Genomic DNA, 26882 nt, shown 5'->3' with positions numbered 1-26882 from the left:
TTTCATACGAAAGTAACAGCAATTACATAGAGGTGAAGGAAATGGAATTAGTAGAAATTAGACAGGAATTAGAGAAAATGGCTAAGCGATTAGCGGCTTTTAGGGGGTCTCTTTGACCTCCCTACTAAGGAGAAACAAATTGCAGAATTAGAAGAGAAAATGATGGGCGCAGGATTTTGGGATGACCAACAAGGCGCACAAGCTGTAATTAATGAAGCGAATGCGTTAAAAGATATGGTTGGAAAGTTCCGTCAGTTAGATGAGACGTTCGAAAATTTAGAAATCACGCATGAGCTTTTAAAAGAAGAGTATGATGAAGATTTACATGAGGAATTAGAATCAGAAGTAAAAGGCTTAATTCAAGAAATGAATGAGTATGAGCTTCAGTTACTATTAAGTGATCCTTATGATAAAAATAATGCGATTTTAGAATTACATCCAGGTGCAGGTGGAACTGAGTCACAAGACTGGGGTTCTATGCTATTACGTATGTACACACGCTGGGCTGAAAAACGCGGATTCAAAGTAGAAACGGTTGACTATTTACCAGGTGATGAAGCTGGTATTAAGAGTGTAACTTTATTAATTAAAGGTCATAACGCTTACGGTTACTTAAAAGCAGAGAAAGGTGTACATCGTCTTGTACGTATTTCACCATTCGATTCTTCAGGGCGTCGTCATACATCATTCGTATCTTGTGAAGTTGTACCAGAGTTCAATGATGAAGTTGAAATCGAAGTACGTACAGAAGATTTAAAAATTGATACGTACCGAGCAAGTGGAGCTGGTGGACAGCACGTAAATACGACAGATTCAGCAGTTCGTATTACACATACACCGACAAATACGGTTGTAACATGTCAGTCGGAGCGTTCTCAAATTAAAAACCGTGAGCATGCGATGAAAATGTTAAAAGCGAAATTATATCAAAAGAAACTAGAAGAGCAACAAGCAGAATTAGATGAAATTCGCGGAGAGCAAAAAGAAATCGGATGGGGTAGCCAAATCCGTTCTTACGTATTCCACCCGTATTCTCTTGTAAAAGACCATCGTACAAATACGGAGGTTGGTAACGTACAAGCTGTTATGGATGGAGAGATTGATCCATTTATTGATGCTTACTTACGTTCTCGCATCTAATAAGCGAAAAAAAGCCAACGAAATTGTTGGCGCATGCTGAGGACAATAGAGGATATAAAGAATTTGATTTTATTTTTATAGATGAAGTAAAGAGGAAGAGAAGTTGGAAACGACAACTTCTCTTTTTGATGGGATTATATGTAGATTACAATGCTGTATATTGTTTTGTAAAAAGTAGAGAATAGTAAAATAGAGCGGTAATATGGTAAAGATTTATATAGAACTTTCTAATTTTCCTTTTAAAAAGGATGCTTTATAGGAGTTTTTTAAGTTGTTCACAGAATTGAAACAACTTATGAAAGCATTATTTTATCAAGGTTCTCACTGTATTTTTGAGGAATATGAAATACACCTTAGTTTTTCTATATAAAGATAATGCTTATAATGAAAATGAGTGTGTTAGGAATAAAAAGAATATCAACAATGGGGAGCGATAGAAGTGAAAAAGAAATTGTTGGCTATTGCGCTAGGGACATCGGTTGTTTTTGCTTTAGGAGCATGCGGAAATAAAGAAGAGAGTAAGTCTTCGAAACAGTCTGCAAGCACAGACAGCGCAGAACAAATTTTCCAAAGAAGTTGTGCGGGATGTCACGCAACAGATTTATCAGGGGCAACTGGACCTGATTTAAGAAAAGTAGGCGGTAAGTACGACGCTGCAGATATCGAAGAGATTATTAAAAAAGGCCGCGGTTCAATGTCACCAGGACTTATTCAAGGTGAAGATGCGAAAAAAGTGTCTGAATGGTTAGCTGAACATAAATAAAAAAGGTGAAATGGACGAGTTGATAATATAGTCAACTCGTTTTCCTTTTTTCTGGTATGTAACATAACTGTAACAAAAATGTATCCAAATTGGAAACCGTTTGATGTTACAATGGGGTTTGTAGAATTTTGCTGAAATATATTACATAGAGTGGTATTGCTTATGAGAAAGCATAAGTAAACTATCTTCAACAAGGATGACTAAATGAAAATGAAGGATGTCTTTTGTTTTCAGATGTACAGAAAAGTATTTCGAAAAAAATCATTAAGTATTGGGTGATAAATAATGATAAAAATGACGAATGTTTATAAGGAGTACCCGAATGGTATGAAAGCCATTGCTGGTCTTACAGTTAACATTAAACAAGGTGAATTCGTATACGTAGTTGGACCGAGTGGAGCCGGAAAATCTACATTTATTAAAATGATGTATCGTGAAGAGAAACCATCTACAGGATCTATTAATGTAAATGGACTTACTATCGAAACATTGGCAGAAAGAGATGTTCCGTATTTCCGTCGTCAATTAGGCGTGATTTTCCAAGATTTCAAATTGCTACCTAAATTAACGGTATATGAGAATGTTTCGTTTGCTTTAGAAGTAATTGAAGAAGAACCGGATGCAATTCGTGAGCGTGTAACAGAAGTTCTAGGTCTTGTAGGCCTTGAAGATCGTGCAGACGCACTTCCAAGTGAGCTTTCGGGCGGGGAGCAACAACGTGTGGCTATTGCAAGAGCAATTGTAAATAGACCAAAGGTTGTAATTGCCGATGAGCCAACAGGTAACTTAGATATTGAAACAGCTCTTGATATTATGAATATTTTTACTCGCATTAATGAGCGCGGCACAACGATTGTTATGGCGACGCATAATGCAGATATCGTAAATACAATCCGTCATCGTGTAATCGCGATTGAAGGCGGAAAAATTGTTCGAGATGAGATTGAGGGAGGATACGGATATGAAGGCTAAGACCCTTAGTCGACATTTGCGAGAAGGTGTAAAGAATCTATCACGTAACGGATGGATGACATTTGCTTCTGTTAGTGCAGTAACAGTTACATTATTACTTGTAGGTGTCTTTTTAACAGCGATTATGAATATGAACCATTTTGCGACGAAAGTAGAGCAAGATGTAGAGATTCGTGTACACATTGATCCAGCTGCAAAAGAAGCGGATCAAAAGAAATTAGAAGAAGATATGAGTAAGATTGCAAAAGTAGATTCTATTAAATATTCTTCTAAAGAAGAAGAGTTAAAACGTTTAATTAAAAGCTTAGGTGATAGTGGAAAAACGTTTGAGTTATTTGAACAAGATAACCCACTTAAAAACGTATTCGTTGTAAAAGCGAAAGAACCAACCGATACAGCGACAATCGCGAAGAAGGTTGAAAAAATGCAGTTTGTTAGTAATGTTCAGTACGGAAAAGGGCAAGTTGAACGATTATTTGATACTGTAAAAACTGGTCGTAACATTGGGATTGCGTTAATTGCTGGTCTTTTATTCACAGCGATGTTCTTAATCTCTAATACAATTAAAATTACAATTTATGCTCGTAGTACAGAAATTGAAATTATGAAACTTGTTGGTGCAACAAACTGGTTTATTCGTTGGCCATTCTTGCTAGAGGGATTATTCTTAGGAGTATTAGGATCAATTATTCCAATTGGCCTAATTCTAATTACGTATAATTCGTTGCAAGGTGTGTTTAATGAAAAACTTGGCGGAACAATTTTCGAGCTTCTACCATACAGTCCATTCGTATTCCAATTAGCTGGTTTACTAGTGTTAATCGGTGCTTTAATCGGTATGTGGGGAAGTGTAATGTCAATTCGTCGCTTCTTAAAAGTATAAAAAGTTGCAAACATAATTCGTACAAGCTTATCATATAGTAGAAATAGGTAAAGGCATCACACAATGTGTGATGCCTTTTGCTACACCACCTGTGTGTTTTGGAAAGGGGAATTCCGCATTGAAACGTAGAGTTGCAATTATTGGAATGGTTGTTGCATTTTTAATTGGTGCTGGCGGAATGTTTGCAGGCATGTCTGTATTTGGGGTTAACCCATCAGAAGTAACGCAAACAATTTCGAGTGGGAATGCTAGCACTGCGCAAGGGAATTTGGCAAAAATTAATGAGGCGTATGCACTAATTGATTCACGTTATGTGGAAGACGTGAAAGATGAAAAGTTAGTTGAAGGTGCAATACAAGGTATGTTGTCTACGCTGAAGGACCCTTATTCCACGTATATGGATAAAGAAACAGCCAAACAGTTTAGTGAATCGCTTGATCCCGAATTAGAGGGGATTGGGGCTGAGGTGAACAAGACGGACGGTAAGCTTATTATCGTATCGCCAATTAAAGGTTCACCAGCAGAAAAGATAGGAATTAAACCGAATGACCAAATTTTATCTGTAGATGGAAACAGTGTGAAAGACTTATCACGTGAAGAAGCAGTATTAAAAATTCGTGGTAAAAAGGGAACGACTGTCGCAATTGAAATTAAACGTGCGGGAGTAACTGATCCGATTGTATTTAAAATTAAGCGTGAAAAGATTCCGATCTTTACAGTGTTTAGTTCTGTGAAGCAAGAGAGCGGAAAAGATATCGGTTATATGCAAATCACTTCTTTTGCTGAAAATACAGCGAAAGAATTTAAGGATCAGTTAAAAGAGTTAGAGAAGAAAAATATAAAAGGCTTAGTTATTGACGTGCGTGGTAATCCTGGTGGCTACTTAAATAGTGTAGAAGATATACTAGGGGAAATTATGACGAATAAAAAGCCGATGCTACAAGTAGAGCAGCGAAATGGTGAGAAGAAGAAATTCTCTACGGAACTGAAAGAGAGAAAACCATATCCAATTTCAGTATTAATTGATAATGGAAGTGCTTCTGCTTCAGAGATTTTAGCGGGTGCGCTAAAAGAAGGAGAAGGATACGATTTAATTGGTGAAAAGACATTTGGTAAAGGTACTGTCCAGCAAGCTGTTCCATTTAAAGACGGCAGCAACATTAAATTAACGATGTTTAAATGGTTAACACCGGATGGGAACTGGATTCATAAAAAAGGAATCGCGCCAACAGTAGAAGTGAAGCAACCAAATTATTATCATGCGACACCAATTCAAATTGAAAAAACACTTTCATACAATTCAAATGATGTACAAGTAAAACATGCTCAAGAAATGCTTAAGAGCTTAGGTTATGTACCAGGTCGTGAAGATGGATACTTTAGTAAAGAGACAGAATCGGCTCTGAAAGCATTCCAAAATGCAAATGAAATGGAAGCGACAGGACAGCTTGATAAAAAGACAGCTGAAGCGATTCAAACTAAAATTATCGAAAAAATCCGTTCTGGAGAAAATGATCTACAATTACAGTCAGCATTAAAATTAATGGCAAAATAAGAAGAAATACAGGCAGTTTGCTGCCTGTATTTTTTTGTGTTAAACAAACGTTTGTTTAGTTATGATAATATAAAAAGAAAGAATGATATAAATGGTGGTGAATGAGTTCGTGGAGGCGTGGATTTTTGAAATAATGCGGGCAGTTGGACGTTTTTTCTTACACCCTGCTGTCTATATATTTGTAATAAGTAGTATCTTCGTTGGATACTTACGTATGTTAAGAGAACGAAAAGATTTTTCTTTTAAAGTTTATGATATTTGGTTTGAACTGCGAACCTCTCTATTTGCAGGGATTGGATACGGATTAGTAGTATCTATTATTACGATTGGGCTTGGACTTGTTGTTTCTAAAGCAAGCTTATGGGCCATTTTAATTTGGACGTTACTATTTGGATTAACGGCTATGTATCGATATTTATCGGCGGCTTATACATTTAGCATTGCGATTGTATGTGTTCTATTATCTTCTAAGCTACCAGTTTCCTTTTTACAGCTTCGAGAAGGTGAAGAGAGTACCATTGTATCCCTTGTTATTTTACTAGGCGTTATGCTTATTGTAGAAGGCTTATTGATTTCTAAAAACGCAGTAGGATATTCGACGCCGAGGATTAGGCAGGGGAAGCGTGGATTAAAGATTGGTTTACACGAATCAAAGCGTTTATGGATCGTTCCTATTTTTATTCTTGTACCGGGTGATGCGGTAACGCAGTTTATTTCATGGTGGCCTGTCGTTTCAATAGGTTCAAATACATATTCTCTATTCCTCGTTCCATTTTTAATTGGATTTATGAGAAATATTAAAAGTTATGAGCCGACGGAAGCTTTATTATTTACAGGAAGACGGGTTTATGGGTTAGCAGGACTTGTGCTCGTTTTAGGAATCGCAAGTTACTGGTGGCACGTACTTGCAATTATCGCGATGGGAGTCGCTATGCTTGGGCGTTTCACAATTTCGATGCAAGAAAAAATTGCCGATGAAACAAGACCAGCGTATTTTGCTGCACGCAATGATGGGCTCGTTGTACTAGATACAATTCCAAATACAATTGGAGCAGAGCTGAAATTACTGCCTGGAGAAATTATTACGAAAGTAAATGGAGTCATTCCAAAAAGCGCCGAGGAATTTTATGATGCGCTTCAAACGAAGACGACAGGAGCATTTTGTAAATTAGAAGTATTAGATACAAATGGTGAGCTTCGTCTTGCACAAACTGCATTATATGCTGGTGGACATCACGAATTAGGTATTGTATTCGTTGAACAGGAGCATGAGTGGGATTCGGAAGCGATGTAACAAATAAAAGAAGAGGTTGTATAACATTGTAGTTATATAGCCTCTTCTTTTTTGATTTACGGTTTTACTTGAGCGTAATGTTGCACAACAAATTCACGAAACGTTTGTGCAGCAAGTGATAAGTAGTGTTTTTCATTCCATACTAAATGAGGTGTCCATTGGCAAACGGGTTCTTCAAGCTGGAGAAGCGTTAGCGGTGGTAATTCCTTTTTTGCTGCGATTGGTAAAAAAGCAACGCCAAGTCCAGTGCGTACTAAGCCGCTTATTGCTGCAGGTTCATCTCCTTCACATACAATGTTAGGCGTAAACCCGGCTTGTCTGCAGAAATTGTCTGTAATCTCACGGAAGCTATACCCTGGTTTTAGGGAGATAAAAGGATCGTTTGCTACTTCACTTAGCTTGATACGGTCGCGATCTTTGAGTCGATGTGTACTTGGTACAGCTAGTACGATCTCTTCAGTCATTAATGGAAGACTATAGACTCCTAGTCGATCAATAGGTGAAGGTGTGAGACAAAAGTCGATTTCGCCTTTTTCAAGAAGCTGAATTTTTAATTCCTCTGTAGATGCTTGTGTTATACGGAAATTAATGTGTGGATATAAGGCTAGAAAAGGCGCTAGCAATTCAGAGACACGATTTAAAGTTGTAGTAGCTACTAAAACACTTCCTCGTTCTAATCCAGCCATATCTGTAACTTGTCGTTTACCAGTTTCCAGAGCCTCAAGGGCCGTATCCACTTGTTTGAGAAAAGTTTTTCCGAAAGCATTTAGGCGAATTTGACGCCCAATTCGGTCAAATAAGGGAACTCCTACTTCCTCTTCTAATCGAGCGATAGTAACGCTTAAAGCTGGTTGAGAGATATGCAGTTCTTGTGCCGCTTTTGTTATATGTTCCGTCCGAGCGACTGTTTTAAAATACTTGAGCTGCAGTAATTCCATAAAATATGTTCACCTTCTCTTATATACTTGAAGTTATTAATATGATAATTATTTTATATTTTTGTTTATCAATAATCAATTTTATAATATGAGTGTGAAAAGAAATACTGTAAAAATTTATATATAGATAAAAAATGAGGTGGATAATTTTGGATATTCAAAAATATTTAGAGCATATTCAATCTGAAAAAAGAGAGGTGAGTTTCTCTTACTTATCTCATCTTCAAAAGCAACATGTACTCAACGTTCACTTTGAGAATCTTGATATTCTTGCAAGAAAACCTCTATCTTTGCGTAAAGAAGATTTATATCAAAAAATTGTTCATGCGAAGCAGGGTGGCGTGTGCTACGAGTTAAACGGAATATTTTATTTTCTGCTAAAAGAATTAGGATTTGATCCCTATCTTATGGCAGGGACTGTATATGTAAGAGAAGGAATGTGGGCTCTTGAAAATGCTCATTTATTCATAATCGTATCAATTGATAATAAAGAGTATTTGGTGGATGTAGGTATGGGCGGTAATTCACCACGAATTCCTGTCCCGCTGAATGGAGAGGAAGTTGTGGATAGTGATGGTCTTTACCGAGTAAATAAAGACGAGACAACATCATTTTATTATTTGCAAAAAAAGACTGATGATAAGTGGGAAATTCTATATCGTTTTGAGCAGCCTTCTCATAAATGGAACCTAGAGAACATTCATCCAATTTGTGTTTTAACTGAAACAGCTCCAGATTCGATGTTCAACAAAATGTATTTCCTTTCAAGAGTGACAGAAAATGGGCGTATTACTTTGCTAGGAGATATGCTGATTATCGTTAACGGAAAAGAGAGAATAAAAGAAAAACTAAAAAAACATGAGATTGAAGAAACGGTTCGTCGTTATTTTCAAATCCAAATATAATGAGAAAATTTTAGGGAGGGTTTATGTATGACTTTAGATTTACAAGTTCAATCGTTTCTTGCGCAAGGTGGAAATTTGAATACACTTACAGGAGAAGAGCACGGAGAAGCAAAAGCTGTATTTAAGGTGGAAGATTTCTATATCCCTGTGAAGGACGGTGAAATTAAACTTCGAGTTTATACACCGAATGAAAAGGAATCATTACCTGTTTTTGTATATTTACATGGTGGTGGATGGGTAGCAGGAGATATTCAGGCTGTAGATACTTTATGCCAAAATATAGCGCATGACGCGGAGTGTATAGTTGTTGCGGTAGAGTATCGCTTAGCTCCTACGCATAAATTCCCGGTTCCGTTAGAAGATTGTTATGAAGCTACTAAATGGGTAGCTGAAAATAGTTCTATGCTTAATGCAGATAAAACAAAAATCGCAATTGGTGGAGATAGTGCTGGTGGAAATATTGCAGCAGCAGTTGTTATTATGGCTCAAAAATTCAACAATCTTTCATTGGTGGCTCAAGTATTAGTTTATCCTGTAGTTGATCTTACTTTAACTTTCAAAGCACAATCATATCGAGACAATGCTGAAGGTTATTTACTTACAACTGAAGGAGTTTTTTGGGCAACACAAATGTATTTACGTGACGAAATTGATAGGTACAATGTCTTTGCATCCCCTTCAGTGAATAATGAGTTAGAGAATTTGCCACCAGCGCTTATTATTACAGCGGAATATGATCCACTACGAGATGATGGCGCTGCATACGCAAAACGTTTAGAGGCAGCTGGGATTCCTGTAGAATATAAGTGCTACGAAGGGATGGTCCATGGTTTCTTCTGGATGGCGGGCATTATGGATAAAGGTCTCCAAGCACGATTACAAGTTTCAAATTATTTAAAGAGTGTATTTGTGGGGAAATAGAAGGGCATCTCTACTAGTAGAGCACCTTTGTTTTAATAAGATACGTAACATATAGAAAAAAGCCTAATTTCTCATTGGTATAAATGGGGAGTTAGGCTTTTTCAGATTTGTTCATTTTTGTAGTTTCATAGACGGATAACTTGAATAATTATTTGATAATGGTTATCATTTAGGGAGTCTTTTTAATTTTGGAAAATGGAGGTAAAATATGCTGCGTAAATTTTTCTCGTACTATAAACCGTATAAAGGTTTATTTATACTCGACTTTTCTTGTGCGGTTGTCGCAGGATTATTAGAACTCGGCTTCCCGCTTATCGTAAATCAATTTATTGATAAGTTATTGCCAGGGCAAAACTGGACGCTTATTTTATGGGCTTGTTTCGGTTTACTCGCAGTTTATATGTTAAACGCAAGCTTACAATATGTCGTTACATATTGGGGACATATGCTTGGTGTTAACATTGAAACAGATATGAGGCAGAAATTATTTGATCATATTCAAAAGCTATCATTCAGATTTTTTGATAATAATAAAACAGGTCATTTAATTTCACGCCTTACAAACGATTTAATGGAAATTGGGGAAATTGCTCACCATGGACCAGAAGATTTATTTATCGCCGTAATGACTTTAGTTGGGGCATTCTCATTTATGATGATGATCAACTGGAAGTTAGCGTTATTAACGTTCTTCGTCATTCCATTCCTATTATGGTTAGCGCTGTACTTCAATAAAAAAATGACAGGTACATTTAGACGTTTATTCTCAGATGTTGCTGATTTTAATGCATGCATTGAGAACAATGTAGGGGGCATTCGTGTTGTACAAGCATTCGGAAATGAAAAGTTTGAGAAAGAGCAATTCGCTGTGAACAACGCTCGTTTCCGTACAACGAAATTAATGGCGTATAAAATTATGGCTTTAAATTCATCGATTAGTTATATGCTCATGCGTCTCGTAACGCTCTTCGTCTTAATATGCGGTACATGGTTTGTTCTGCAAGGAGAATTAACGTACGGTGGATTTATCGGATTCGTTCTATTAACGAATATTTTCTTCCGCCCAATTGAAAAAATTAACGCGGTAATCGAAAGCTATCCGAAAGGAATCGCCGGTTTTAAAAGATATGTAGAGCTTCTTGAAACAGAGCCTGACATTGTAGATTCTAAAGATGCAATGGAAGTGAAGCATGTACACGGTGATATTCAATATAACAACATTACGTTTGGATATGAAAACAAAGAACCGATTTTAAATGACATTAGTTTGAAAATACATGCAGGTGAAACAGTTGCGTTCGTTGGACCATCAGGAGCTGGGAAAACGACGTTATGTAGCCTATTACCACGTTTTTATGAGCAATCATCTGGATCGATTCAAATTGATGGAATTGATACGAAAGATATGACATTATCTTCACTTCGTAAGCAAATTGGAATTGTGCAGCAAGACGTGTTCTTATTCTCAGGAACAATTCGTGAAAATATCGCTTACGGAAATTTAAAAGCATCAGAAGCTGAAATTTGGCAGGCAGTAAAACGTGCGCAATTAGAAGATTTAATTTACTCACAGCCGGACGGTTTAGATACTGTTATCGGTGAGCGCGGCGTGAAACTTTCAGGTGGACAAAAGCAGCGTCTAGCTATTGCTCGTATGTTCTTGAAAAACCCTCCAATTTTAATATTGGATGAAGCAACTTCTGCATTAGATACAGAGACAGAACTTGCGATTCAAAAATCGCTTGCGGAGCTATCTGTTGGCCGTACAACATTAGTTATCGCTCACAGACTTGCAACGATTAAAAATGCAGATCGCATCGTCGTTGTAAATAAAGATGGTATTGCAGAACAAGGTTCACATAATGAATTAATTGAGCAAGGTGGAGGATACAGTAGGTTATACGAAGCTCAGTTTAGTTCGTAAATATAATTTGTACAGAATTAGTGCACCATAAGTAGGTAAAAATCTCATATGGGAGGCTATAAAGTATGATTGTAACAACAACGTCTACAATTCAAGGAAAAGAAATTATTGAGTATATCGATATCGTCAATGGAGAAGCGATTATGGGCGCGAATATCGTTCGTGACCTTTTTGCCTCTGTCCGTGACGTTGTCGGCGGTCGTGCTGGCGCTTATGAAAGTAAATTAAAAGAAGCGCGTGACATCGCAATGGAAGAGATGAAAACTTTCGCAAGACAAAAAAATGCAAATGCAATTGTCGGTATCGACGTGGATTATGAAGTAGTTCGCGAAGGGATGCTAATGGTTGCAGTGAGCGGGACTGCTGTTCGTATTTAAAGTAAAAAGCCGTGCTAATGCACGGCTTTTTATATTCTATGTCGAAGTTTCAATATTTCTTGGGAAATGCGGAAGGCCTTGTCGATATATAGGGAAGACATTAGAGCGCTTCCTTACATTTCCGGATTTGAGCTAATAATGTTTCGTATTCTTGGTTGAGAGATGTGATGTCATCGTGATGATTTTGTATGGAAACTCGGCCAATGATTTCTGTTAGTTTTGTTTGTAATCGTAATAGTTCTTGTTCAGTAACGTTTACAGAATCCCCCGTTGTTCTTTTTGTGTATTGTTCGTAATTACCGTGGAATACCCTTGGTTCACTCTCGTCTACTTGTAGAATATGGTCTGCAACAGAGCGAATAAAGGCACGATCATGGCTAATGAAAAGTATTGTACCAGGGTATTCTTGTAACATGATTTCTAATTCTTCTTGCGTCGCTAAGTCTAAATAGTTTGTCAAACTTATTTCAGCTTGTGATTTTTGAATTCGTTATTATAAACTTGTGCCTTAGCTAGCGCCTCAGCATCGTTTTTAATTTCATCCAGTCCATTCGCATCTCCAATAACATAACCTTCAAATGAAGAACCAACAAAATCAAAGATATATTGGAATTGAGCAATAAGCGGTAATGCTTTTAGCTTTGGATTATCCCCGCCAACGATGACAACATACATTTTTTTGCCTTTCATTTTTTCTTTGAAATGAAGAGATGTATCGCGCAAGCTTTGTGACCAGCGATCAACAAAGTTTTTCATATGTCCACTCATTCCGTACCAATATAATGGTGTAGCAAAGATAATCGTGTCGTGCTCTAGCATGCGTTTGGTTAACTGCTCATAGTCATCATTTACGGATTGGAATCCTTCTGCATCATGACGTTGGTCTGTAATAGGATAGACGGTATGATCACGCAAATAAATTTGTTCTGTTTCAATGTCCTCTATCATCATATGTGTTAAAGCTTCTGTATTTCCGTTTTGTCTTGAACTGCCATGTATAACAAACATGTAATCATTCCTTTTCTTTTGCTTGTTTTAGGAGTGAAACGTGTTTTTGCAAATTCGCTTGGATGTTGGAAAGTAATGTGATTTGCTTTGTTACTTCATTGAGTTTATCTTCGTAAAGCGTAAGGATACTGCTACACGGATTGTCGTACAGGTGCGGTTCAATTTCAAGGCAGCGCAGCATCCTTGCCGTCTCTTCTAAATTTAAGCCAATTTGTAAGTACATTTGAATAAGCTCCACTTTTTCGATGGCACTTTCATCAAAATCACGGTAACCATTTGCGAGGCGCTTAGAAGGGAGTAAGCCCTTTTCTTCGTAATGTCTTAGTGATCTTTCACTAACGCCAGTTTCTTTTGATAATTCTCCAATTCGCAATGCGTTTCACTCCTTCTACATGTATTGTAAACCTTCACACTAATGTGAGGGTCAACTCTGTTTTTTCGCAAAAGAATCTACATGATTTAAGAACACTTGAATGGCTTTAGATGGAATGAAATATTTACCGCGTACGATGGAAAACGGACGGATTAGTTGTTCATTTGGAACTTCGACGTGGAATAGTTCTTTTGCTAGTAGCTCTTTCCGTACAGTCCAATCAGAAAGTATAGCGATGCCAAGACCGGCACTAACAGCTTCCTTTACACTTTGGATACTACTGAATGTAAAGAATCGTTTCATTTTTAAATGGTGTTGATGAATAAAGCGGTCACTATAAGCGCGTGTACCAGAACCACTTTCTCTTAGTACCCATACTTGATCTTGGAGTGTGCTTTCATTTATTTCCTTTGTGCGGAGTAGTGGATGATTTGGCGGAACGACGAGCTTCATTTCATCTTGCATAAATGTTTCAACGTTAACATCAGCGTATACGACTTGCCCTTCCACTAAGCCGATATCAATTTGATTAGAGCGAAGACTTTGCAAAACTTCTTCTGTATTTGAGATAAAGGTATGCACTTCGACGCGTGGATTTTCATTCGCATAGTTAGCGAGTATTTTTGGAAGTAAGTATTCGCCAATTGTAAAACTAGCACCGATGCGAAGTGTTCCTGTTACAACGTTATGTAGTTCATTAATTTCTTGCTTAGCATCTTCGTAAAGAGAGAGCATTTGCTTTGCATGAATATATAATATATTTCCAGCTTCCGTGACTTGGACATGTTTCGGAGATCGCTGAATGAGTGTAGTTCCAAATTCGTTTTCTAAGTTGCGTATATGCATACTTACGCCAGGCTGTGAAAGATTTAATAATTCCGCTGCACGAGAGAAGTGTTTCTGTTCAACGACAGTAACAAAAATTTTTAAAATGTCTACGTTCATTTGCAAAGCTCCTTTCGTTTTTCTTTCATCTTATCATAAGTATTTCTGATGATAGAGATTTGGTATTGGTATTAAACTTATTATAGAAACTCTCTTATAATGTAAGTAGAAAGAACATGCATGTTCCAATACGATTATTGGGGTGGTACAAGGTGGAACAAACACTTGTTATACAAAAGAAGAAGGGCTTTGGATTTTCGCAAGGAATTGGGATTACATTATTAATCGCAATTGCCGCGAAATATTTAGCAGAGCTTCCATTTTTAAATATTATGGGACAATTAGTAATTGCTATTCTAATTGGGATGGTTTGGCGCGCTGCAATTGGAGTTCCTCATGATGCGATTGCAGGAACGAACTTTGCGAGCAAGAAGTTACTGCGCTTTGGGATCATCTTACTTGGAATGCGATTAAATCTTGTTGATATTGCGAAGGCGGGGCCGAAAGTATTGGTCATCGCGGCGGTTGTTATTACATTTACTATTTTTGTTGTATACGGACTAACGAAAGTATTTAAAGTAGAAAAGAAACTTGGGATTTTAACAGCATGCGGTACGGCAATTTGCGGCGCGGCCGCGGTTGTGGCAATTGCACCGCAAGTGAAAGCAAAAGATGACGAAACAGCAGTTGGAGCGGCGATCATTGCAATTTTAGGTACAATATTTACGCTTATTTATACGTTATTATATCCAGTGCTTGGCCTATCTCCATACGGATATGGAGTGTTCTCAGGGGCGACACTGCATGAAATTGCTCACGTAATTGCGGCTGCGGCGCCAGGAGGAAGCACGGCTGTAGATATCGCAGTTATCGTGAAACTAACGCGCGTTGCAATGCTTGTACCAGTAGCGATTTTAATCGGATTATGGTTTGGTAAGAGTGAAGGTAGCGAGGGAAAAAGATCATGGCGCGAACTTCCAATACCATGGTTCATTTTCGGGTTCTTAGCGATGAGTGCAGTGCATTCGCTCGGGATTATTCCAGAAGTTGTTGCGGGATACATTGTTGTTCTTGCTTACATGCTTATCGCAATGGCGATGGCAGGGCTCGGTTTAAATGTAGAGTTTAAAACGTTCCGTAAATTAGGAAGTAAAGCATTTGTGGCGGGGCTGATTGGCTCGGTTTGCTTATCGGTTCTTGGATACGTTCTTGTATATGCGTTAGGATTTATGTAGTAGAGGAGAAAGCTGTTCCCGAAGGTATTTGGGGACAGCTTTTTCTTATGATTATAGTAGCGCTACGGATGTCGATATATTTGGAAAATCGCCGATATAAATGGAGTTGCGCTGATATATTTGGGAAATCGCCGATATATTTCAAGTTGCACTGATATATTTAGAAAATCGCTGATATAAATTGAATTACTCTTGTACTTTGTTAGAGTAGATGTTCAATGAAACATTTTTCTAAAATTTGTAAAGATATCTTTACTTATAACTGGAAAATATTTATAATTTAAGTAAAGATATCTTTACTTTTGAAGGTGGATCCTATGGGTGTGAAAAATAAAATAAAAGAGTTAAGAAAGCAAAATCATATAACACAAGTTGAAATGGCAAAGGTGATGCAGGTGACGCGGCAGACGATAGTGGCGATTGAAAATCATCATTACAATCCGAGTCTAGAGTTATCTTTAAAAATTGCCAAATATTTTGGAGTGAAGGTGGAGGAAATATTTACGCTGGAGTAAGGAGAAAGAAAATAAATGATAAGCTTGAGAGATTTCAATTAGAGTAAACGTTTAAATATATAAGGATTGGTTTTGATTTATTAATTAGTATCGCATCAACGAGCGTGTTAGCAACAAGGAATAATAGATAGAAAAAGGGGAACTGGGATGGGATTACCGGTGTTATGTGTCGCTACAGCTATATTTTCGCTTCTTTGGGGAATGCAAAACTTTTCTCGTAATCCAGTGCCGAGTATTTGTATTATGATTGGTACTGTAGGTTTATCGTATTATTTATTATTATTAGCCCATTATCATAAAACGGCAACGAGTGTTGTTGTTGGAGCACTTATTTTATTTTGTGGGCGCGCCATACAAAAGGGGTTATTTCCATAAAAGCTGTTTATACATTTTGTATAAACAGCTTTTTGTATTTTTTTTACAAAAAGCTTGAAAGTTACGTAACGTCATCTTTTATAATGAAAGGGAAGAGGTGATGGTAGTGATTTCAATACAAGAATTGACGAGAGAAACAGGGGTTACAGTACGTACACTACGTTATTATGATCAAATAGATTTATTAAAGCCGAGCGGAAAAACAGAGGGTGGACATCGGTTATATAGTGAAAATGACGTTATTCGTTTGCAACAAATTTTATTTTTAAAAGAAATGGGATTTTCATTAAAAGAAACTGCGAATATGTTAGTAAAAGGTGAGCTGGATTTAAAAAATTCGCTTGAAAAACAACTTCGGTTTGTACAGGAAGAACAAAAGAAATTTAATCGAATGGAGAGTGTTTTACAAGCAGTTGTTTATTCGGTAGATGTGGAGGGAGAACTCGATTGGAAAGTTATGTTTGAACTGATTCAGCTTTCGAAGCAGTCTCCTCGTATACGTGAAATATTTCAAAATGAAGTATTTTCAAAGGAAGAACAAAAATTGCTTCATAATTTACCAAACATGAGTAAGGAAGATCCGAATGTTTTAGAATGGGTAGATTTATTAAAGCAATTACGCACTTTTATGAAAGACGGTAAAGAAGCTGCTAGTGATGAGGTACAAGGGGCAATGAAGAGATTAATGCAGAAGTGTTTAGAAATGGCCAATGGTGATGAAGCGTTTTTAGATAAGTTATGGGAAGTTAGAAAATCGAAGGAAGATTCACAGAAAATGAGCATGTATCCAATTGAAGAAGAACTTTTAGTGTATATGGATGAGGCTTTTCGTATTTATGATGAAAGGGAGAAGGATAAATGAGCATACTCGCAGAATATCGTTGGTATTTTTTAATTGGGGCAGAAATTGTATTTTGGTTATCAGCTATCGGTTTCTTTTTACTTCGCTACGGATTCCGTTTGAAAAAGGCGAGTTTTATTATGGGAATTGTACTCCTCGTAAATGAAGTGTTTATTTTAACTTTAGGAGTAGTGGACTATTATCAAACAGGAAAGTTCTCTAACTTTCAAATTATTACTGTAATTATTTTATTGTATGCAGTTTTCTACGGGAAAAAGGATTTGAAGAAGCTTGATATATTTGCACAAAAATCAGTTGCGAAATGGCGTAATGAACCGGCGCCTATTATTGAAGAACAGGTAGAATTAATAGGCATGGCCTATGCAAAGCAGGAAATAAAAAATTGGGTATTACATCTTGTTTTATTCGTTGGTGTGCACATATTCTTTTTCTTCGCGTATGGATTTATTCCATTTGAACAATGGGGTAATTGGTTAGAATCGGGAATCGTTTTAAATAAAGCTGCAAGTCGCGTGAGCCAAGTGTGGGCGATTGTATTTTTAGTTGATACAGCAATTTCATTTTCATATGTGATTTTTCCGAAGAAGGAGAAAGGAAAAGAAAAGCTACTTTCATAGTTGAAAGTAGCTTTTCTGGTATACAAATAATTTTTATAGGAGAGGATGACAATAGAAAAAAGAATCAGCTGTATATGTCTATTTCTCTTTAGTTTAGTAGCATGTTCACCATCTAGCACTACAATTGATAAGAAGAATGATGTCATTGTAAAGGGAGTAGGAACTTCCAATCTAGATAAATTCGAACAGTTCGTTATGAACGTTGATCAAGGGAAAGTTGATAAAATAAGAATTGTACAGTATACCGATGAAGGTGACCCGGTTTTTCAAACGTTAGAGCATAGTGGGAAAGATATCCTTTATGTGTTAGATAGTAGACAAGACAAGTTTGCTGGTGACCATAAAGGATTACATAAAGATAGTTGTAAAAGTATTGTTAAAGAGCAGCGCGAATCAGAAAGTACTTATCGGTTAACAGATTGTACGAATGAAGATGGACGCAATGGATATGACTTATTATATGTATCAAAAAAATAGAGTTAGTAGAGGAAGGAAGTATTTACTCCTTCCTTTTTCTATGTGTATATTGTCGAAAACTTTACCGAATATCTGTTCGTTTTTTTAGGTTTTTTATAGGTATTCGTGGTAAAATAATAATACAGATTTTTATGAGGAGGTCGGATTTTCTTGGAACGTCAATTTGAAATTGTCTCAGCGTATTCCCCGCAAGGTGATCAGCCGGTAGCTATAGAGAAGCTTGTAGAGGGAATTAATAGTGGAAAGAAAAAGCAAGTGTTGCTTGGAGCAACAGGAACGGGTAAGACATTTACGATTTCAAATGTCATTAAAGAAGTGCAAAAGCCAACACTTGTTATGGCTCATAATAAAACGTTAGCAGGGCAGTTATATAGTGAGTTGAAAGACTTTTTCCCGAATAATGCAGTTGAATATTTTGTTAGTTACTACGATTATTATCAGCCAGAAGCGTATGTACCACAAACAGATACGTTTATTGAAAAAGATGCGCAGATTAATGATGAAATTGATAAATTGCGTCACTCGGCAACGTCTGCATTATTTGAACGGGACGATGTAATTATTGTTGCGAGTGTTTCTTGTATATATGGCTTAGGTTCTCCAGAAGAATACCGCGAGCTAGTTGTTTCGCTTCGAGTTGGTATGGAAAAAGACCGTAATCAATTGCTTCGTGAACTTGTTGATGTACAGTATGGACGTAATGATATTGATTTCAAGCGTGGTACATTCCGTGTGCGAGGAGATGTAGTTGAAATCTTCCCGGCATCACTTGATGAGCATTGTATTCGAATCGAATTTTTCGGTGATGAAATCGATCGTATTCGTGAAGTAAATGCGTTAACAGGTGAAGTATTAGCAGAACGTGATCATGTAGCAATCTTCCCAGCATCTCACTTCGTTACACGTGAAGAAAAGATGAAGGTCGCTATTGAAAATATCGAAAAAGAATTAGAAGAGCGTTTAAAGGAATTAAATGATAACGGCAAGTTGTTAGAAGCGCAGCGTATAGAACAGCGTACACGTTATGATTTAGAAATGATGCGCGAGATGGGATTTTGTTCAGGTATTGAAAACTACTCCCGTCATTTAACACTTCGTCCAGCGGGGGCAACGCCGTATACGCTATTAGACTATTTCCCGAAAGATTTCTTAATCGTTATGGATGAATCGCACGTATCAGTACCACAAGTAAGAGCGATGTATAACGGGGACCAAGCGCGTAAGCAAGTGCTTGTGGATCATGGATTCCGTCTGCCGTCAGCTTTAGATAATAGACCGCTCACATTCGATGAGTTTGAAGAGAAAACGAATCAAGTTATTTATGTTTCAGCAACGCCAGGACCGTATGAGTTAGAGCAGTCGCCAGAAGTAATAGAACAAATTATTCGTCCAACAGGGCTTTTAGATCCACCAATTGATATACGACCAATTGAAGGGCAAATTGACGATTTATTAGGAGAGATTCAAGATCGTATTGCAAAAAATGAACGTGTATTAATTACGACTTTAACGAAGAAAATGTCAGAGGATTTAACGGATTACTTAAAAGATGTAGGAATTAAAGTTAACTATCTTCACTCTGAAATTAAAACGTTAGAACGTATTGAAATTATCCGCGATCTTCGCCTCGGTAAATTTGATGTACTTGTCGGCATTAACTTATTGCGAGAAGGATTAGATATTCCGGAAGTATCACTTGTAGCTATTTTAGATGCTGATAAGGAAGGGTTCTTGCGTTCAGAACGTTCATTAATTCAAACAATCGGTCGTGCCGCGCGTAATGAAAACGGCCGCGTTATTATGTATGCAGATCGTATAACGAAATCTATGGGAATTGCGATTGAAGAAACGAAGCGTCGTCGTAGTATACAAGAAGCTTACAATGAAGAGCATGGTATTACGCCGAAAACGATTCAAAAAGGCGTTCGTGATGTTATCCGTGCAACGACAGCTGCTGAAGAGACAGAAACATACGAAGCAACTCCTGCTAAGAAAATGACGAAAAAAGAGCGCGAAAAGACAATTGCGAAGATGGAAGCAGAGATGAAAGAAGCAGCAAAAGCGTTAGACTTCGAGCGTGCAGCTGAACTAAGAGATTTACTATTAGAATTAAAAGCGGAAGGGTGAAAAAAGTGAGTAAGAGCAAGGATTTTATCGTTGTAAAAGGTGCTAGAGCACATAACTTAAAAAATATTGATGTAACCATTCCGAGAAATCAGCTTGTCGTTGTAACGGGATTGTCTGGTTCGGGGAAATCATCATTAGCATTTGATACGATTTATGCAGAAGGGCAGCGCAGATACGTAGAATCATTATCTGCGTATGCGCGCCAGTTTTTAGGACAAATGGATAAGCCAGATGTGGACACGATTGAAGGATTGTCACCAGCAATTTCAATCGATCAAAAAACGACGAGTCGTAATCCACGTTCAACTGTCGGAACGGTAACGGAGATTTATGATTACTTACGTTTATTATTTGCACGAATTGGTACGCCAATTTGTCCGAATCATGGCATTGAAATTACGTCACAAACAGTAGAGCAGATGGTAGACCGTGTTCTTGAATATCCTGAACGTACGAAATTACAAGTGTTAGCGCCTATCGTTTCTGGGCGAAAAGGTGCGCATGTAAAAGTACTTGAAGATATTAAGAAGCAAGGTTATGTTCGTGTTCGCGTTGACGGTGAAATGCTTGATGTATCTGAAGATATTGCGTTAGATAAAAACAAGAAGCATTCCATTGAAGTTGTAATTGACCGTATTGTTGTAAAAGAAGGGATCGCAAGCCGTCTTGCTGATTCACTTGAAAGTGCATTAAAGCTTGGCGGGGGACGAGTGTTAATCGATGTTATGGGAGAAGAGGAACTTCTGTTTAGTGAACATCACGCTTGTCCGCATTGTGGTTTTTCAATTGGAGAATTAGAGCCGCGTATGTTCTCATTCAATAGTCCGTTCGGAGCATGTCCTTCTTGTGATGGACTTGGTTCAAAGCTAGAGGTAGATTTAGAGCTTGTTATCCCGAACTGGGATTTATCATTAAATGAACATGCGATTGCACCTTGGGAACCGACAAGTTCACAATACTATCCACAACTTTTACAATCTGTATGTAATCACTACGGCGTTGATATGGATATTCCTGTGAAAGATATACCGAAAGATTTATTTGATAAAGTGTTGTACGGAAGCGGGGAAGAGAAGGTTTATTTCCGCTATGTAAATGAATTTGGTCAAGTAAAGGAAAATGAGATTTTATTTGAAGGTGTTATTCCAAACATTGAACGTCGTTATCGTGAAACGAGTTCCGATTACATTCGTGAGCAAATGGAAAAGTATATGGCAGAACAAGCTTGTCCAAAGTGTAAAGGTGGACGCTTAAAGCCTGAGAGTTTAGCTGTATTTGTTGGCAATAAAACGATTGCTGACGTAACGAAGTATTCAGTTCAAGAAGTACAAGAATTCTTCTCGAATGTAGAGCTAACGGAGAAGCAACAAAAAATAGCTCATTTAATTTTAAGAGAAATTCAGGAGCGCGTTGGATTCTTAGTGAACGTTGGTTTAGATTATTTAACGTTAAGTCGTGCTGCAGGAACTTTATCAGGTGGTGAGGCGCAGCGTATTCGTTTAGCGACGCAAATTGGTTCTCGTCTAACTGGCGTACTTTATATTCTTGATGAGCCTTCAATTGGTTTACACCAGCGTGATAACGATCGTCTTATTCGTACATTGCAAGAAATGCGCGATTTAGGTAATACGTTAATCGTTGTTGAACATGATGAAGATACGATGATGGCTGCTGACTATTTACTTGATATAGGGCCTGGTGCAGGTATTCACGGTGGACAGGTCGTTTCAGCGGGGACGCCGGCTGAAGTTATGCAAGATGAGAATTCATTAACAGGGAAGTATTTAAGTGGTAAAGAGTTTATTCCAGTTCCACTTGAAAGACGTAAAGGTGATGGACGTAAAGTAGAGATTGTCGGCGCAAAAGAGAATAACTTAAAGAATGCGAAAATGTCATTCCCACTCGGTACGTTTGTAGCGGTAACAGGGGTATCTGGTTCTGGTAAAAGTACGATGATTAATGAAGTATTATATAAATCGTTAGCTCAAAAGTTATATAAAGCGAAAGCGAAGCCAGGTACTCATAAAGAGATTAAAGGTCTTGAACATTTAGATAAGGTAATTGATATTGATCAATCACCAATTGGTCGTACACCACGTTCTAATCCAGCGACGTACACAGGTGTATTCGATGATATTCGTGATGTGTTTGCACAAACGAATGAAGCGAAAGTGCGCGGATATCAAAAAGGACGTTTCAGCTTTAACGTAAAAGGTGGCCGTTGTGAAGCGTGCCGTGGTGATGGAATTATTAAAATCGAAATGCATTTCCTACCAGATGTGTATGTTCCGTGTGAAGTTTGTCATGGTAAACGATATAATCGTGAAACGTTAGAAGTGAAATATAAAGATAAGAATATTTCTGAAGTGTTAGGGATGACAATTGAAGATGGAGTAGAATTCTTCGCCAATATTCCTAAAATTAAGCGTAAACTTCAAACTCTTGTAGATGTTGGGCTTGGTTATATGAAATTAGGTCAACCAGCAACAACATTATCTGGTGGGGAAGCACAGCGTGTGAAATTAGCTTCTGAATTACACCGTCGTTCTACAGGTCGTACGTTATACATTTTAGATGAGCCAACGACTGGTTTGCATGCGCATGATATTGCACGTCTTCTAGAAGTGCTGCAACGTCTTGTTGAGAGCGGTGAGACGGTACTTGTAATTGAACATAATTTAGATGTAATTAAAACAGCGGATTATATCGTTGACCTTGGACCAGAGGGCGGAGATAAAGGTGGACAAATCGTTGCTTCCGGAACGCCAGAGCAAGTAGTGAAAGAAGAACGCTCATACACAGGTAAGTATTTAAAAGAGATTTTAAATCGTGATAAAGCAAGAATGAAAGAGAAAATAAAAGAAGTAGAGTTATCGCAATAAGTTTATTGATGAAAACCGAGTGGAAATGACGCTCGGTTTTTATTTTACGAGGAAAAACTGGTAAGCATGTTAGTAGGTATACAAGCATGAAAGATAGAATAAGTTGATATAAGTGTTTGTATCATACTTGCGTTTATTATCTATTAGCGTATGATGAAATATATATGTTTAAAAGGATGTGTGACGAAATGAGATGGATTGTATCACTTCTTGTAAATAGCGTTGTGTTAATCGCTGTATCGGGACTTTTAAAAGGGATTGCACCAGATGCATTTTACGTAGCAAATATACAAACTGCAATTATTGCGAGTATTATATTGGCGGTTTTAAATGTGTTCGTAAAGCCATTTTTAATTTTAATTACGCTACCAATTACTGTTGTAACTTTCGGCTTCTTCTTAATTGTTATTAATGCGATTACGTTAAAAATAGCAGATTCATTATTAGGAGATGCTTTTAATATATCAGGATTTGGTGTAGCGATTGTTGCGGCAATTTGTATTTCAATTTTTAATATGATAATTGAAAAGGCAATTGTTGAACCTCTATATGAAAAAAAGAGAAAGTGACAAAAAGAAAAACATTTCATTATTCGTATGAAATGTTTTTTTCTATTTATTAGAAACCGTATTTCTTGTTTCCAGAAAAAAATGGTACAATATCCGATAGAATGGAATTTTACATCAAACGAGACTGAACCCGCAGCGGAGTGGAGGTTTATACATATGCCGAAAGTAAGGACAAAAGATTTAATTGAACAATTTCAATTGGAGTTAATCAGTGGTGAAGAAGGCATTCATCGTCCGATTGATACAAGTGATTTATCACGACCTGGAATTGAAATGGCAGGATTTTTTACATATTATCCAGCAGATCGTGTGCAGCTTCTTGGAAAGACGGAGCTTACGTTCTTTGACACGTTAACGTCAGAGCAAAAACAAGAGAGAATGAAAGCGCTTTGTACTGAGGAGACGCCATGTATTATTGTAACTCGTAATCAAGATGTACCAGATGAGTTATTACAAGCATCACGTGAATCAGGTATGCCTTTATTACGTTCTTCTCAAACGACAACTAGATTATCAAGTCGTTTAACCAACTATTTAGAAGGTAAGTTAGCACCAACAACTGCTGTTCATGGTGTGTTAGTAGATATTTACGGTGTTGGTGTTTTAATTACAGGTCAAAGTGGTGTTGGTAAAAGTGAGACAGCTCTTGAGCTTGTAAAGCGTGGTCACCGTCTTGTTGCGGATGATAGTGTAGAAATTCGTCAAGAAGATGAAGACATGTTAGTCGGAAGCTCACCAGATTTAATCGAGCATTTATTAGAAATTCGTGGTCTAGGTATCATTAACGTTATGACGTTATTCGGTGCAGGGGCAGTACGAAATTATAAGCGTATTACACTTGTTATTAATCTTGAAATTTGGGATCAAAAGAAAAATTACGATCGCCTAGGTCTTGATGAAGAGAAGATGAAAATTATTGATACAGAGCTTACGAAGATTACACTTCCAGTTCGTCCTGGTCGAAACTTGGCTGTTATTATTGAAGTAGCAGCGATGAACTTCCGTTTAAAACGCATGGGAGTCAATGCAGCACAGCAGTTCTCTGAACGATTAATGAGTGCAATTGAGTTAGGAAATCAGGAGTAAACTTTGGAGAGGGAGGTCATATACATATGCTGTTAGCTTCTGTACCACAGCTTGACCGTGTAGCTATCCAACTTGGGCCGTTTCCTGTGTATTGGTACGGGATTATTATCGGTACAGGTGTGCTATTAGGTCTTTGGCTGGCAACTCGCGAGGGAGAAAGGCTAGGTATTCCAAAAGATACATTTGTTGACCTTGTATTAATTGCAGTACCGATCGCTATTCTTTTTGCGAGAATGTACTATGTTATTTTTGAATGGGAATATTACGCACAAAATCCGAGTCAAATTATTAATATTCGTCAAGGTGGTTTGGCGATTCATGGTGGTTTAATCGGGGCTGTTATTACAGGTGTTCTTTTTGCGAAACGACGCGGACTTTCTTTCTGGAAGTTGGCTGATATTGCTGCACCAAGTATTTTACTAGGACAAGCAATTGGCCGATGGGGAAACTTTATGAACCAAGAGGCGCATGGTGATGAAGTAACGAGACAGTTTTTAGAAGGTCTTCATTTACCGGATTTTATTATTAATCAAATGTATATTGAGGGTGTGTACTATCATCCGACGTTTTTATATGAATCATTATGGAATTTTGCAGGCGTAATTTTACTACTTGCATTAAGAAAAGTGAATTTACGTCGCGGGGAATTATTCTTCACATATTTAATTTGGTATTCAGTAGGACGCTTCTTCGTAGAAGGCTTACGTACAGATAGTTTAATGCTAGGACCACTTCGTATTGCACAAGTAATGTCAATTGGACTTGTTGTTATTTCTATTATTTTCATTATTGTGAGACGAAAAATGGGGCAAGCTGATAAAAGATATTTAGAAAATTAGAGACAAGTAGCATCTTATTATAAGATGCTGCTTCTTTCATATTCAGGAAGGCGAAAGGACTAAGTCGATGAGAATAAATACAGTTTTATTTGATTTAGATGGAACTTTAATTAATACAAACGAACTTATTATTTCTTCTTTTTTACATACTTTAAATACATATTATCCAAATCAATATAAGCGTGAAGATGTGTTGCCATTTATCGGTCCATCTTTGCATGATACTTTCAGTAAGATTGATGAAAGTAAGGTTGAAGAGATGATTACAAGTTATCGCGAATTTAACCATGATCATCATGATGAATTAGTAGAAGAATATGAAACTGTATATGAAACAGTTCGAGAGTTGAAGAAGCAAGGTTATAAAGTTGGTATTGTTACAACGAAAGCGAGACAAACCGTTGAGATGGGATTACAGTTGTCAAAGCTTGATGAATTTTTTGATGTTGTCGTGACAATTGATGATGTAGAGCATGTGAAACCACATCCAGAGCCACTTCAAAAAGCGCTTGAATTATTAGATGCAAAACCAGAAGAAGCATTGATGGTTGGGGATAATCATCATGATATTGTCGGTGGTCAAAATGCGGGGACGAAAACAGCTGCGGTTTCATGGACGTTGAAAGGTAGAGCGTATTTAGAGGCTTACAAGCCGGACTTTATGCTAGATAAAATGAGTGATTTGCTACCGATTTTGTCTAATATGAACCGTTCATAAAGGTCCAAGTAAGTTAGTAGAGGAGCGAGCTAAGTGCGACGGACAACGCGCTATCCTGTTTCAGGAGAAAATTCATTATGGAATGTGTATAAAACAGTGTCTTTTTGGAAGGTAATGAAAAACTTTATTATTATCCAAATTGCACGTTACACGCCATTTTTATCTGTGAAGAATTGGTTGTACCGCACTTTTTTACGGATGAAAGTAGGAAAGAAAACATCATTTGCGCTTATGGTAATGCCGGATATTATGTTCCCAGAAAAGATAACTGTGGGAGAGAATTCGATTATTGGCTATAACACAACGCTTTTAGCACATGAATATTTAATTCGTGAATATCGACTTGGGGAAATCGTCATTGGAAATGAAGTGATGATTGGAGCGAATGTAACAATATTACCAGGTGTGAAAATTGGAGACGGTGCGACTGTCTCAGCTGGCACACTTGTTCATAGAGATGTACCGAGCGGTGCTTTCGTAGGTGGAAATCCAATGCGTATTATTTATACGAAAGAGCAAATGACCGCCAGAGAAGGTTCATGGTGAAAATGTAACATTTCTCCTCTTTTTTTATGAATAAAAAGGAAATAATTGAGTATAATATACTGTTTTGTTTTTTACGGAATCGTTTATACTTATAGA

The 26882-nt window shown here is 37.4% G+C and carries 28 protein-coding genes; 23 read left to right on the top strand and 5 right to left on the bottom strand.

All coding sequences use genetic code 11. The features are described 5' to 3' along the window. Positions 1-41: 41 nt before the first annotated feature. From prfB to ACTL4X_RS26030, 6 genes are all read left to right on the top strand, one after another. Positions 42-1140 (top strand): peptide chain release factor 2 gene (prfB, locus tag ACTL4X_RS26055; RefSeq protein WP_096001716.1). Its coding sequence is split into 2 segments (ribosomal slippage): positions 42-113 and positions 115-1140, totalling 1098 coding nucleotides; the frame shifts between segments, so codons are not numbered across the junction. Positions 1141-1579: 439 nt separating this feature from the next. After that, on the top strand, positions 1580-1903 hold the full coding sequence (gene cccB / locus ACTL4X_RS26050; protein ID WP_000727971.1) for a cytochrome c551: 324 nt from the start codon (positions 1580-1582) through the stop codon (positions 1901-1903). A 285-nt stretch (positions 1904-2188) separates the two neighbouring features. Further along, positions 2189-2875 (top strand): cell division ATP-binding protein FtsE, encoded by a 687-nt coding sequence (ftsE, locus tag ACTL4X_RS26045; RefSeq protein WP_000594321.1) that lies wholly within the window; start codon positions 2189-2191, stop codon positions 2873-2875. Next, the gene (gene ftsX / locus ACTL4X_RS26040; protein ID WP_000645027.1) at positions 2865-3758 is read left to right on the top strand and encodes a permease-like cell division protein FtsX; all 894 of its coding nucleotides are present in this window, start codon (positions 2865-2867) and stop codon (positions 3756-3758) included. Before ftsE ends, ftsX begins: the two co-directional genes overlap by 11 nt. Positions 3759-3876: 118 nt before the next feature. Then, on the top strand, positions 3877-5313 hold the full coding sequence (locus ACTL4X_RS26035; protein WP_000830313.1) for a S41 family peptidase: 1437 nt from the start codon (positions 3877-3879) through the stop codon (positions 5311-5313). A gap of 91 nt (positions 5314-5404) precedes the next feature. Next, a complete protein-coding gene (locus ACTL4X_RS26030) occupies positions 5405-6607 on the top strand; it encodes a PDZ domain-containing protein (RefSeq protein WP_033687181.1) in 1203 nt (400 codons plus the stop codon). Between the two features lie 56 nt (positions 6608-6663). Here the strand turns inward: ACTL4X_RS26030 and ACTL4X_RS26025 are convergent, their stop codons facing one another. Beyond that, positions 6664-7545, bottom strand: coding sequence for a LysR family transcriptional regulator (locus ACTL4X_RS26025; protein WP_048538373.1), 882 nt, complete (start codon positions 7543-7545; stop codon positions 6664-6666). Between the two features lie 149 nt (positions 7546-7694). On the opposite strand from ACTL4X_RS26025, the gene ACTL4X_RS26020 reads away from it, so the two are divergent. The 4 genes from ACTL4X_RS26020 (at position 7695) to ACTL4X_RS26005 (ending at position 11672) form a co-directional block, all read left to right on the top strand. After that, a complete protein-coding gene (locus tag ACTL4X_RS26020) occupies positions 7695-8450 on the top strand; it encodes an arylamine N-acetyltransferase family protein (protein ID WP_048538374.1) in 756 nt (251 codons plus the stop codon). 27 nt (positions 8451-8477) lie between these two features. Continuing rightward, positions 8478-9371 carry an alpha/beta hydrolase gene (locus tag ACTL4X_RS26015; RefSeq protein ID WP_017656399.1) on the top strand — a complete coding sequence of 298 codons (894 nt, stop codon included), beginning with the start codon at positions 8478-8480 and terminating at the stop codon, positions 9369-9371. A 208-nt stretch (positions 9372-9579) separates the two neighbouring features. Further along, positions 9580-11295, top strand: coding sequence for an ABC transporter ATP-binding protein (locus ACTL4X_RS26010; RefSeq protein WP_086402105.1), 1716 nt, complete (start codon positions 9580-9582; stop codon positions 11293-11295). 65 nt (positions 11296-11360) lie between these two features. Continuing rightward, entirely contained in the window at positions 11361-11672 is a 312-nt protein-coding gene (locus ACTL4X_RS26005; RefSeq protein ID WP_000637523.1) for a heavy metal-binding domain-containing protein, read from the top strand. Between the two features lie 100 nt (positions 11673-11772). Here the strand turns inward: ACTL4X_RS26005 and ACTL4X_RS26000 are convergent, their stop codons facing one another. Genes ACTL4X_RS26000 through ACTL4X_RS25985 form a run of 4 tightly spaced genes read right to left on the bottom strand, consistent with a single transcriptional unit; the run spans position 11773 to position 13998 of the window. Then, positions 11773-12132 carry a macrolide transporter gene (locus tag ACTL4X_RS26000; RefSeq protein WP_017656400.1) on the bottom strand — a complete coding sequence of 120 codons (360 nt, stop codon included), beginning with the start codon at positions 12130-12132 and terminating at the stop codon, positions 11773-11775. Positions 12133-12134: 2 nt separating this feature from the next. Further along, positions 12135-12680 (bottom strand): flavodoxin family protein, encoded by a 546-nt coding sequence (locus ACTL4X_RS25995; protein WP_048538375.1) that lies wholly within the window; start codon positions 12678-12680, stop codon positions 12135-12137. Positions 12681-12684: 4 nt separating this feature from the next. Next, positions 12685-13053: a MerR family transcriptional regulator gene (locus ACTL4X_RS25990; protein WP_001219204.1), complete on the bottom strand. Its 369-nt coding sequence runs from the start codon at positions 13051-13053 to the stop codon at positions 12685-12687. A 51-nt stretch (positions 13054-13104) separates the two neighbouring features. Then, positions 13105-13998, bottom strand: a complete 894-nt coding sequence (locus tag ACTL4X_RS25985) for a LysR family transcriptional regulator (RefSeq protein ID WP_001100009.1) — start codon at positions 13996-13998, stop codon at positions 13105-13107. A gap of 152 nt (positions 13999-14150) precedes the next feature. Between ACTL4X_RS25985 and ACTL4X_RS25980 the strand changes: the two genes are divergently transcribed. The 13 genes from ACTL4X_RS25980 to ACTL4X_RS25920 all read left to right on the top strand — a co-directional run bounded on the left by ACTL4X_RS25980 (position 14151) and on the right by ACTL4X_RS25920 (position 26786). Next, positions 14151-15173, top strand: coding sequence for a YeiH family protein (locus tag ACTL4X_RS25980; RefSeq protein ID WP_000438415.1), 1023 nt, complete (start codon positions 14151-14153; stop codon positions 15171-15173). A gap of 317 nt (positions 15174-15490) precedes the next feature. Further along, positions 15491-15688 carry a helix-turn-helix transcriptional regulator gene (locus ACTL4X_RS25975; RefSeq protein ID WP_000538370.1) on the top strand — a complete coding sequence of 66 codons (198 nt, stop codon included), beginning with the start codon at positions 15491-15493 and terminating at the stop codon, positions 15686-15688. 147 nt (positions 15689-15835) lie between these two features. Beyond that, the gene (locus tag ACTL4X_RS25970; RefSeq protein WP_000524139.1) at positions 15836-16063 is read left to right on the top strand and encodes a hypothetical protein; all 228 of its coding nucleotides are present in this window, start codon (positions 15836-15838) and stop codon (positions 16061-16063) included. A gap of 100 nt (positions 16064-16163) precedes the next feature. Continuing rightward, positions 16164-16925, top strand: coding sequence for a MerR family transcriptional regulator (locus ACTL4X_RS25965; RefSeq protein WP_000260344.1), 762 nt, complete (start codon positions 16164-16166; stop codon positions 16923-16925). Continuing rightward, positions 16922-17542, top strand: a complete 621-nt coding sequence (locus tag ACTL4X_RS25960) for a hypothetical protein (protein WP_000025210.1) — start codon at positions 16922-16924, stop codon at positions 17540-17542. Before ACTL4X_RS25965 ends, ACTL4X_RS25960 begins: the two co-directional genes overlap by 4 nt. A gap of 45 nt (positions 17543-17587) precedes the next feature. After that, a complete protein-coding gene (locus ACTL4X_RS25955) occupies positions 17588-18019 on the top strand; it encodes a DUF4362 domain-containing protein (protein ID WP_086402107.1) in 432 nt (143 codons plus the stop codon). Between the two features lie 150 nt (positions 18020-18169). Further along, a complete protein-coding gene (uvrB, locus tag ACTL4X_RS25950; RefSeq protein ID WP_000441059.1) occupies positions 18170-20146 on the top strand; it encodes an excinuclease ABC subunit B in 1977 nt (658 codons plus the stop codon). A 5-nt stretch (positions 20147-20151) separates the two neighbouring features. Then, positions 20152-23028, top strand: coding sequence for an excinuclease ABC subunit UvrA (uvrA, locus tag ACTL4X_RS25945; protein WP_000045559.1), 2877 nt, complete (start codon positions 20152-20154; stop codon positions 23026-23028). A 188-nt stretch (positions 23029-23216) separates the two neighbouring features. Beyond that, the gene (locus ACTL4X_RS25940) at positions 23217-23597 is read left to right on the top strand and encodes a phage holin family protein (RefSeq protein ID WP_001267308.1); all 381 of its coding nucleotides are present in this window, start codon (positions 23217-23219) and stop codon (positions 23595-23597) included. Positions 23598-23753: 156 nt separating this feature from the next. After that, entirely contained in the window at positions 23754-24683 is a 930-nt protein-coding gene (gene hprK, locus ACTL4X_RS25935; protein ID WP_001127250.1) for an HPr(Ser) kinase/phosphatase, read from the top strand. 26 nt (positions 24684-24709) lie between these two features. Next, positions 24710-25522 (top strand): prolipoprotein diacylglyceryl transferase, encoded by an 813-nt coding sequence (lgt, locus tag ACTL4X_RS25930; RefSeq protein WP_000922849.1) that lies wholly within the window; start codon positions 24710-24712, stop codon positions 25520-25522. Between the two features lie 67 nt (positions 25523-25589). After that, positions 25590-26240 (top strand): pyrophosphatase PpaX, encoded by a 651-nt coding sequence (ppaX, locus tag ACTL4X_RS25925; protein WP_001222403.1) that lies wholly within the window; start codon positions 25590-25592, stop codon positions 26238-26240. Positions 26241-26273: 33 nt separating this feature from the next. Further along, positions 26274-26786, top strand: coding sequence for an acyltransferase (locus ACTL4X_RS25920; protein ID WP_001255070.1), 513 nt, complete (start codon positions 26274-26276; stop codon positions 26784-26786). Positions 26787-26882 lie beyond the last annotated feature (96 nt).

This window comes from Bacillus sp. RE35 (assembly GCF_052146655.1).
GTDB lineage: Bacteria > Bacillota > Bacilli > Bacillales > Bacillaceae_G > Bacillus_A > Bacillus_A cereus.
Note: the sequence above shows the minus strand (reverse complement) of the source record. Positions and strands in the feature narration are given on the sequence as shown.

Coding starts and splice junctions, on each gene's coding strand:
- ACTL4X_RS25965 (WP_000260344.1), top strand. CDS start 16,164: ATGGTAGTGATTTCAATACAAGAATTGACGAGAGAAACAGGGGTTACA.
- hprK (WP_001127250.1), top strand. CDS start 23,754: ATGCCGAAAGTAAGGACAAAAGATTTAATTGAACAATTTCAATTGGAG.
- ppaX (WP_001222403.1), top strand. CDS start 25,590: ATGAGAATAAATACAGTTTTATTTGATTTAGATGGAACTTTAATTAAT.
- ACTL4X_RS25970 (WP_000524139.1), top strand. CDS start 15,836: ATGGGATTACCGGTGTTATGTGTCGCTACAGCTATATTTTCGCTTCTT.
- ACTL4X_RS26010 (WP_086402105.1), top strand. CDS start 9,580: ATGCTGCGTAAATTTTTCTCGTACTATAAACCGTATAAAGGTTTATTT.
- lgt (WP_000922849.1), top strand. CDS start 24,710: ATGCTGTTAGCTTCTGTACCACAGCTTGACCGTGTAGCTATCCAACTT.
- ACTL4X_RS26025 (WP_048538373.1), bottom strand. CDS start 7,545: ATGGAATTACTGCAGCTCAAGTATTTTAAAACAGTCGCTCGGACGGAA.
- ACTL4X_RS26015 (WP_017656399.1), top strand. CDS start 8,478: ATGACTTTAGATTTACAAGTTCAATCGTTTCTTGCGCAAGGTGGAAAT.
- ACTL4X_RS26005 (WP_000637523.1), top strand. CDS start 11,361: ATGATTGTAACAACAACGTCTACAATTCAAGGAAAAGAAATTATTGAG.
- ACTL4X_RS25960 (WP_000025210.1), top strand. CDS start 16,922: ATGAGCATACTCGCAGAATATCGTTGGTATTTTTTAATTGGGGCAGAA.
- ACTL4X_RS25955 (WP_086402107.1), top strand. CDS start 17,588: ATGACAATAGAAAAAAGAATCAGCTGTATATGTCTATTTCTCTTTAGT.
- ACTL4X_RS26030 (WP_033687181.1), top strand. CDS start 5,405: ATGGTGGTGAATGAGTTCGTGGAGGCGTGGATTTTTGAAATAATGCGG.
- ACTL4X_RS25940 (WP_001267308.1), top strand. CDS start 23,217: ATGAGATGGATTGTATCACTTCTTGTAAATAGCGTTGTGTTAATCGCT.
- ACTL4X_RS25995 (WP_048538375.1), bottom strand. CDS start 12,680: ATGTTTGTTATACATGGCAGTTCAAGACAAAACGGAAATACAGAAGCT.
- ftsE (WP_000594321.1), top strand. CDS start 2,189: ATGATAAAAATGACGAATGTTTATAAGGAGTACCCGAATGGTATGAAA.
- ftsX (WP_000645027.1), top strand. CDS start 2,865: ATGAAGGCTAAGACCCTTAGTCGACATTTGCGAGAAGGTGTAAAGAAT.
- ACTL4X_RS25975 (WP_000538370.1), top strand. CDS start 15,491: ATGGGTGTGAAAAATAAAATAAAAGAGTTAAGAAAGCAAAATCATATA.
- ACTL4X_RS25985 (WP_001100009.1), bottom strand. CDS start 13,998: ATGAACGTAGACATTTTAAAAATTTTTGTTACTGTCGTTGAACAGAAA.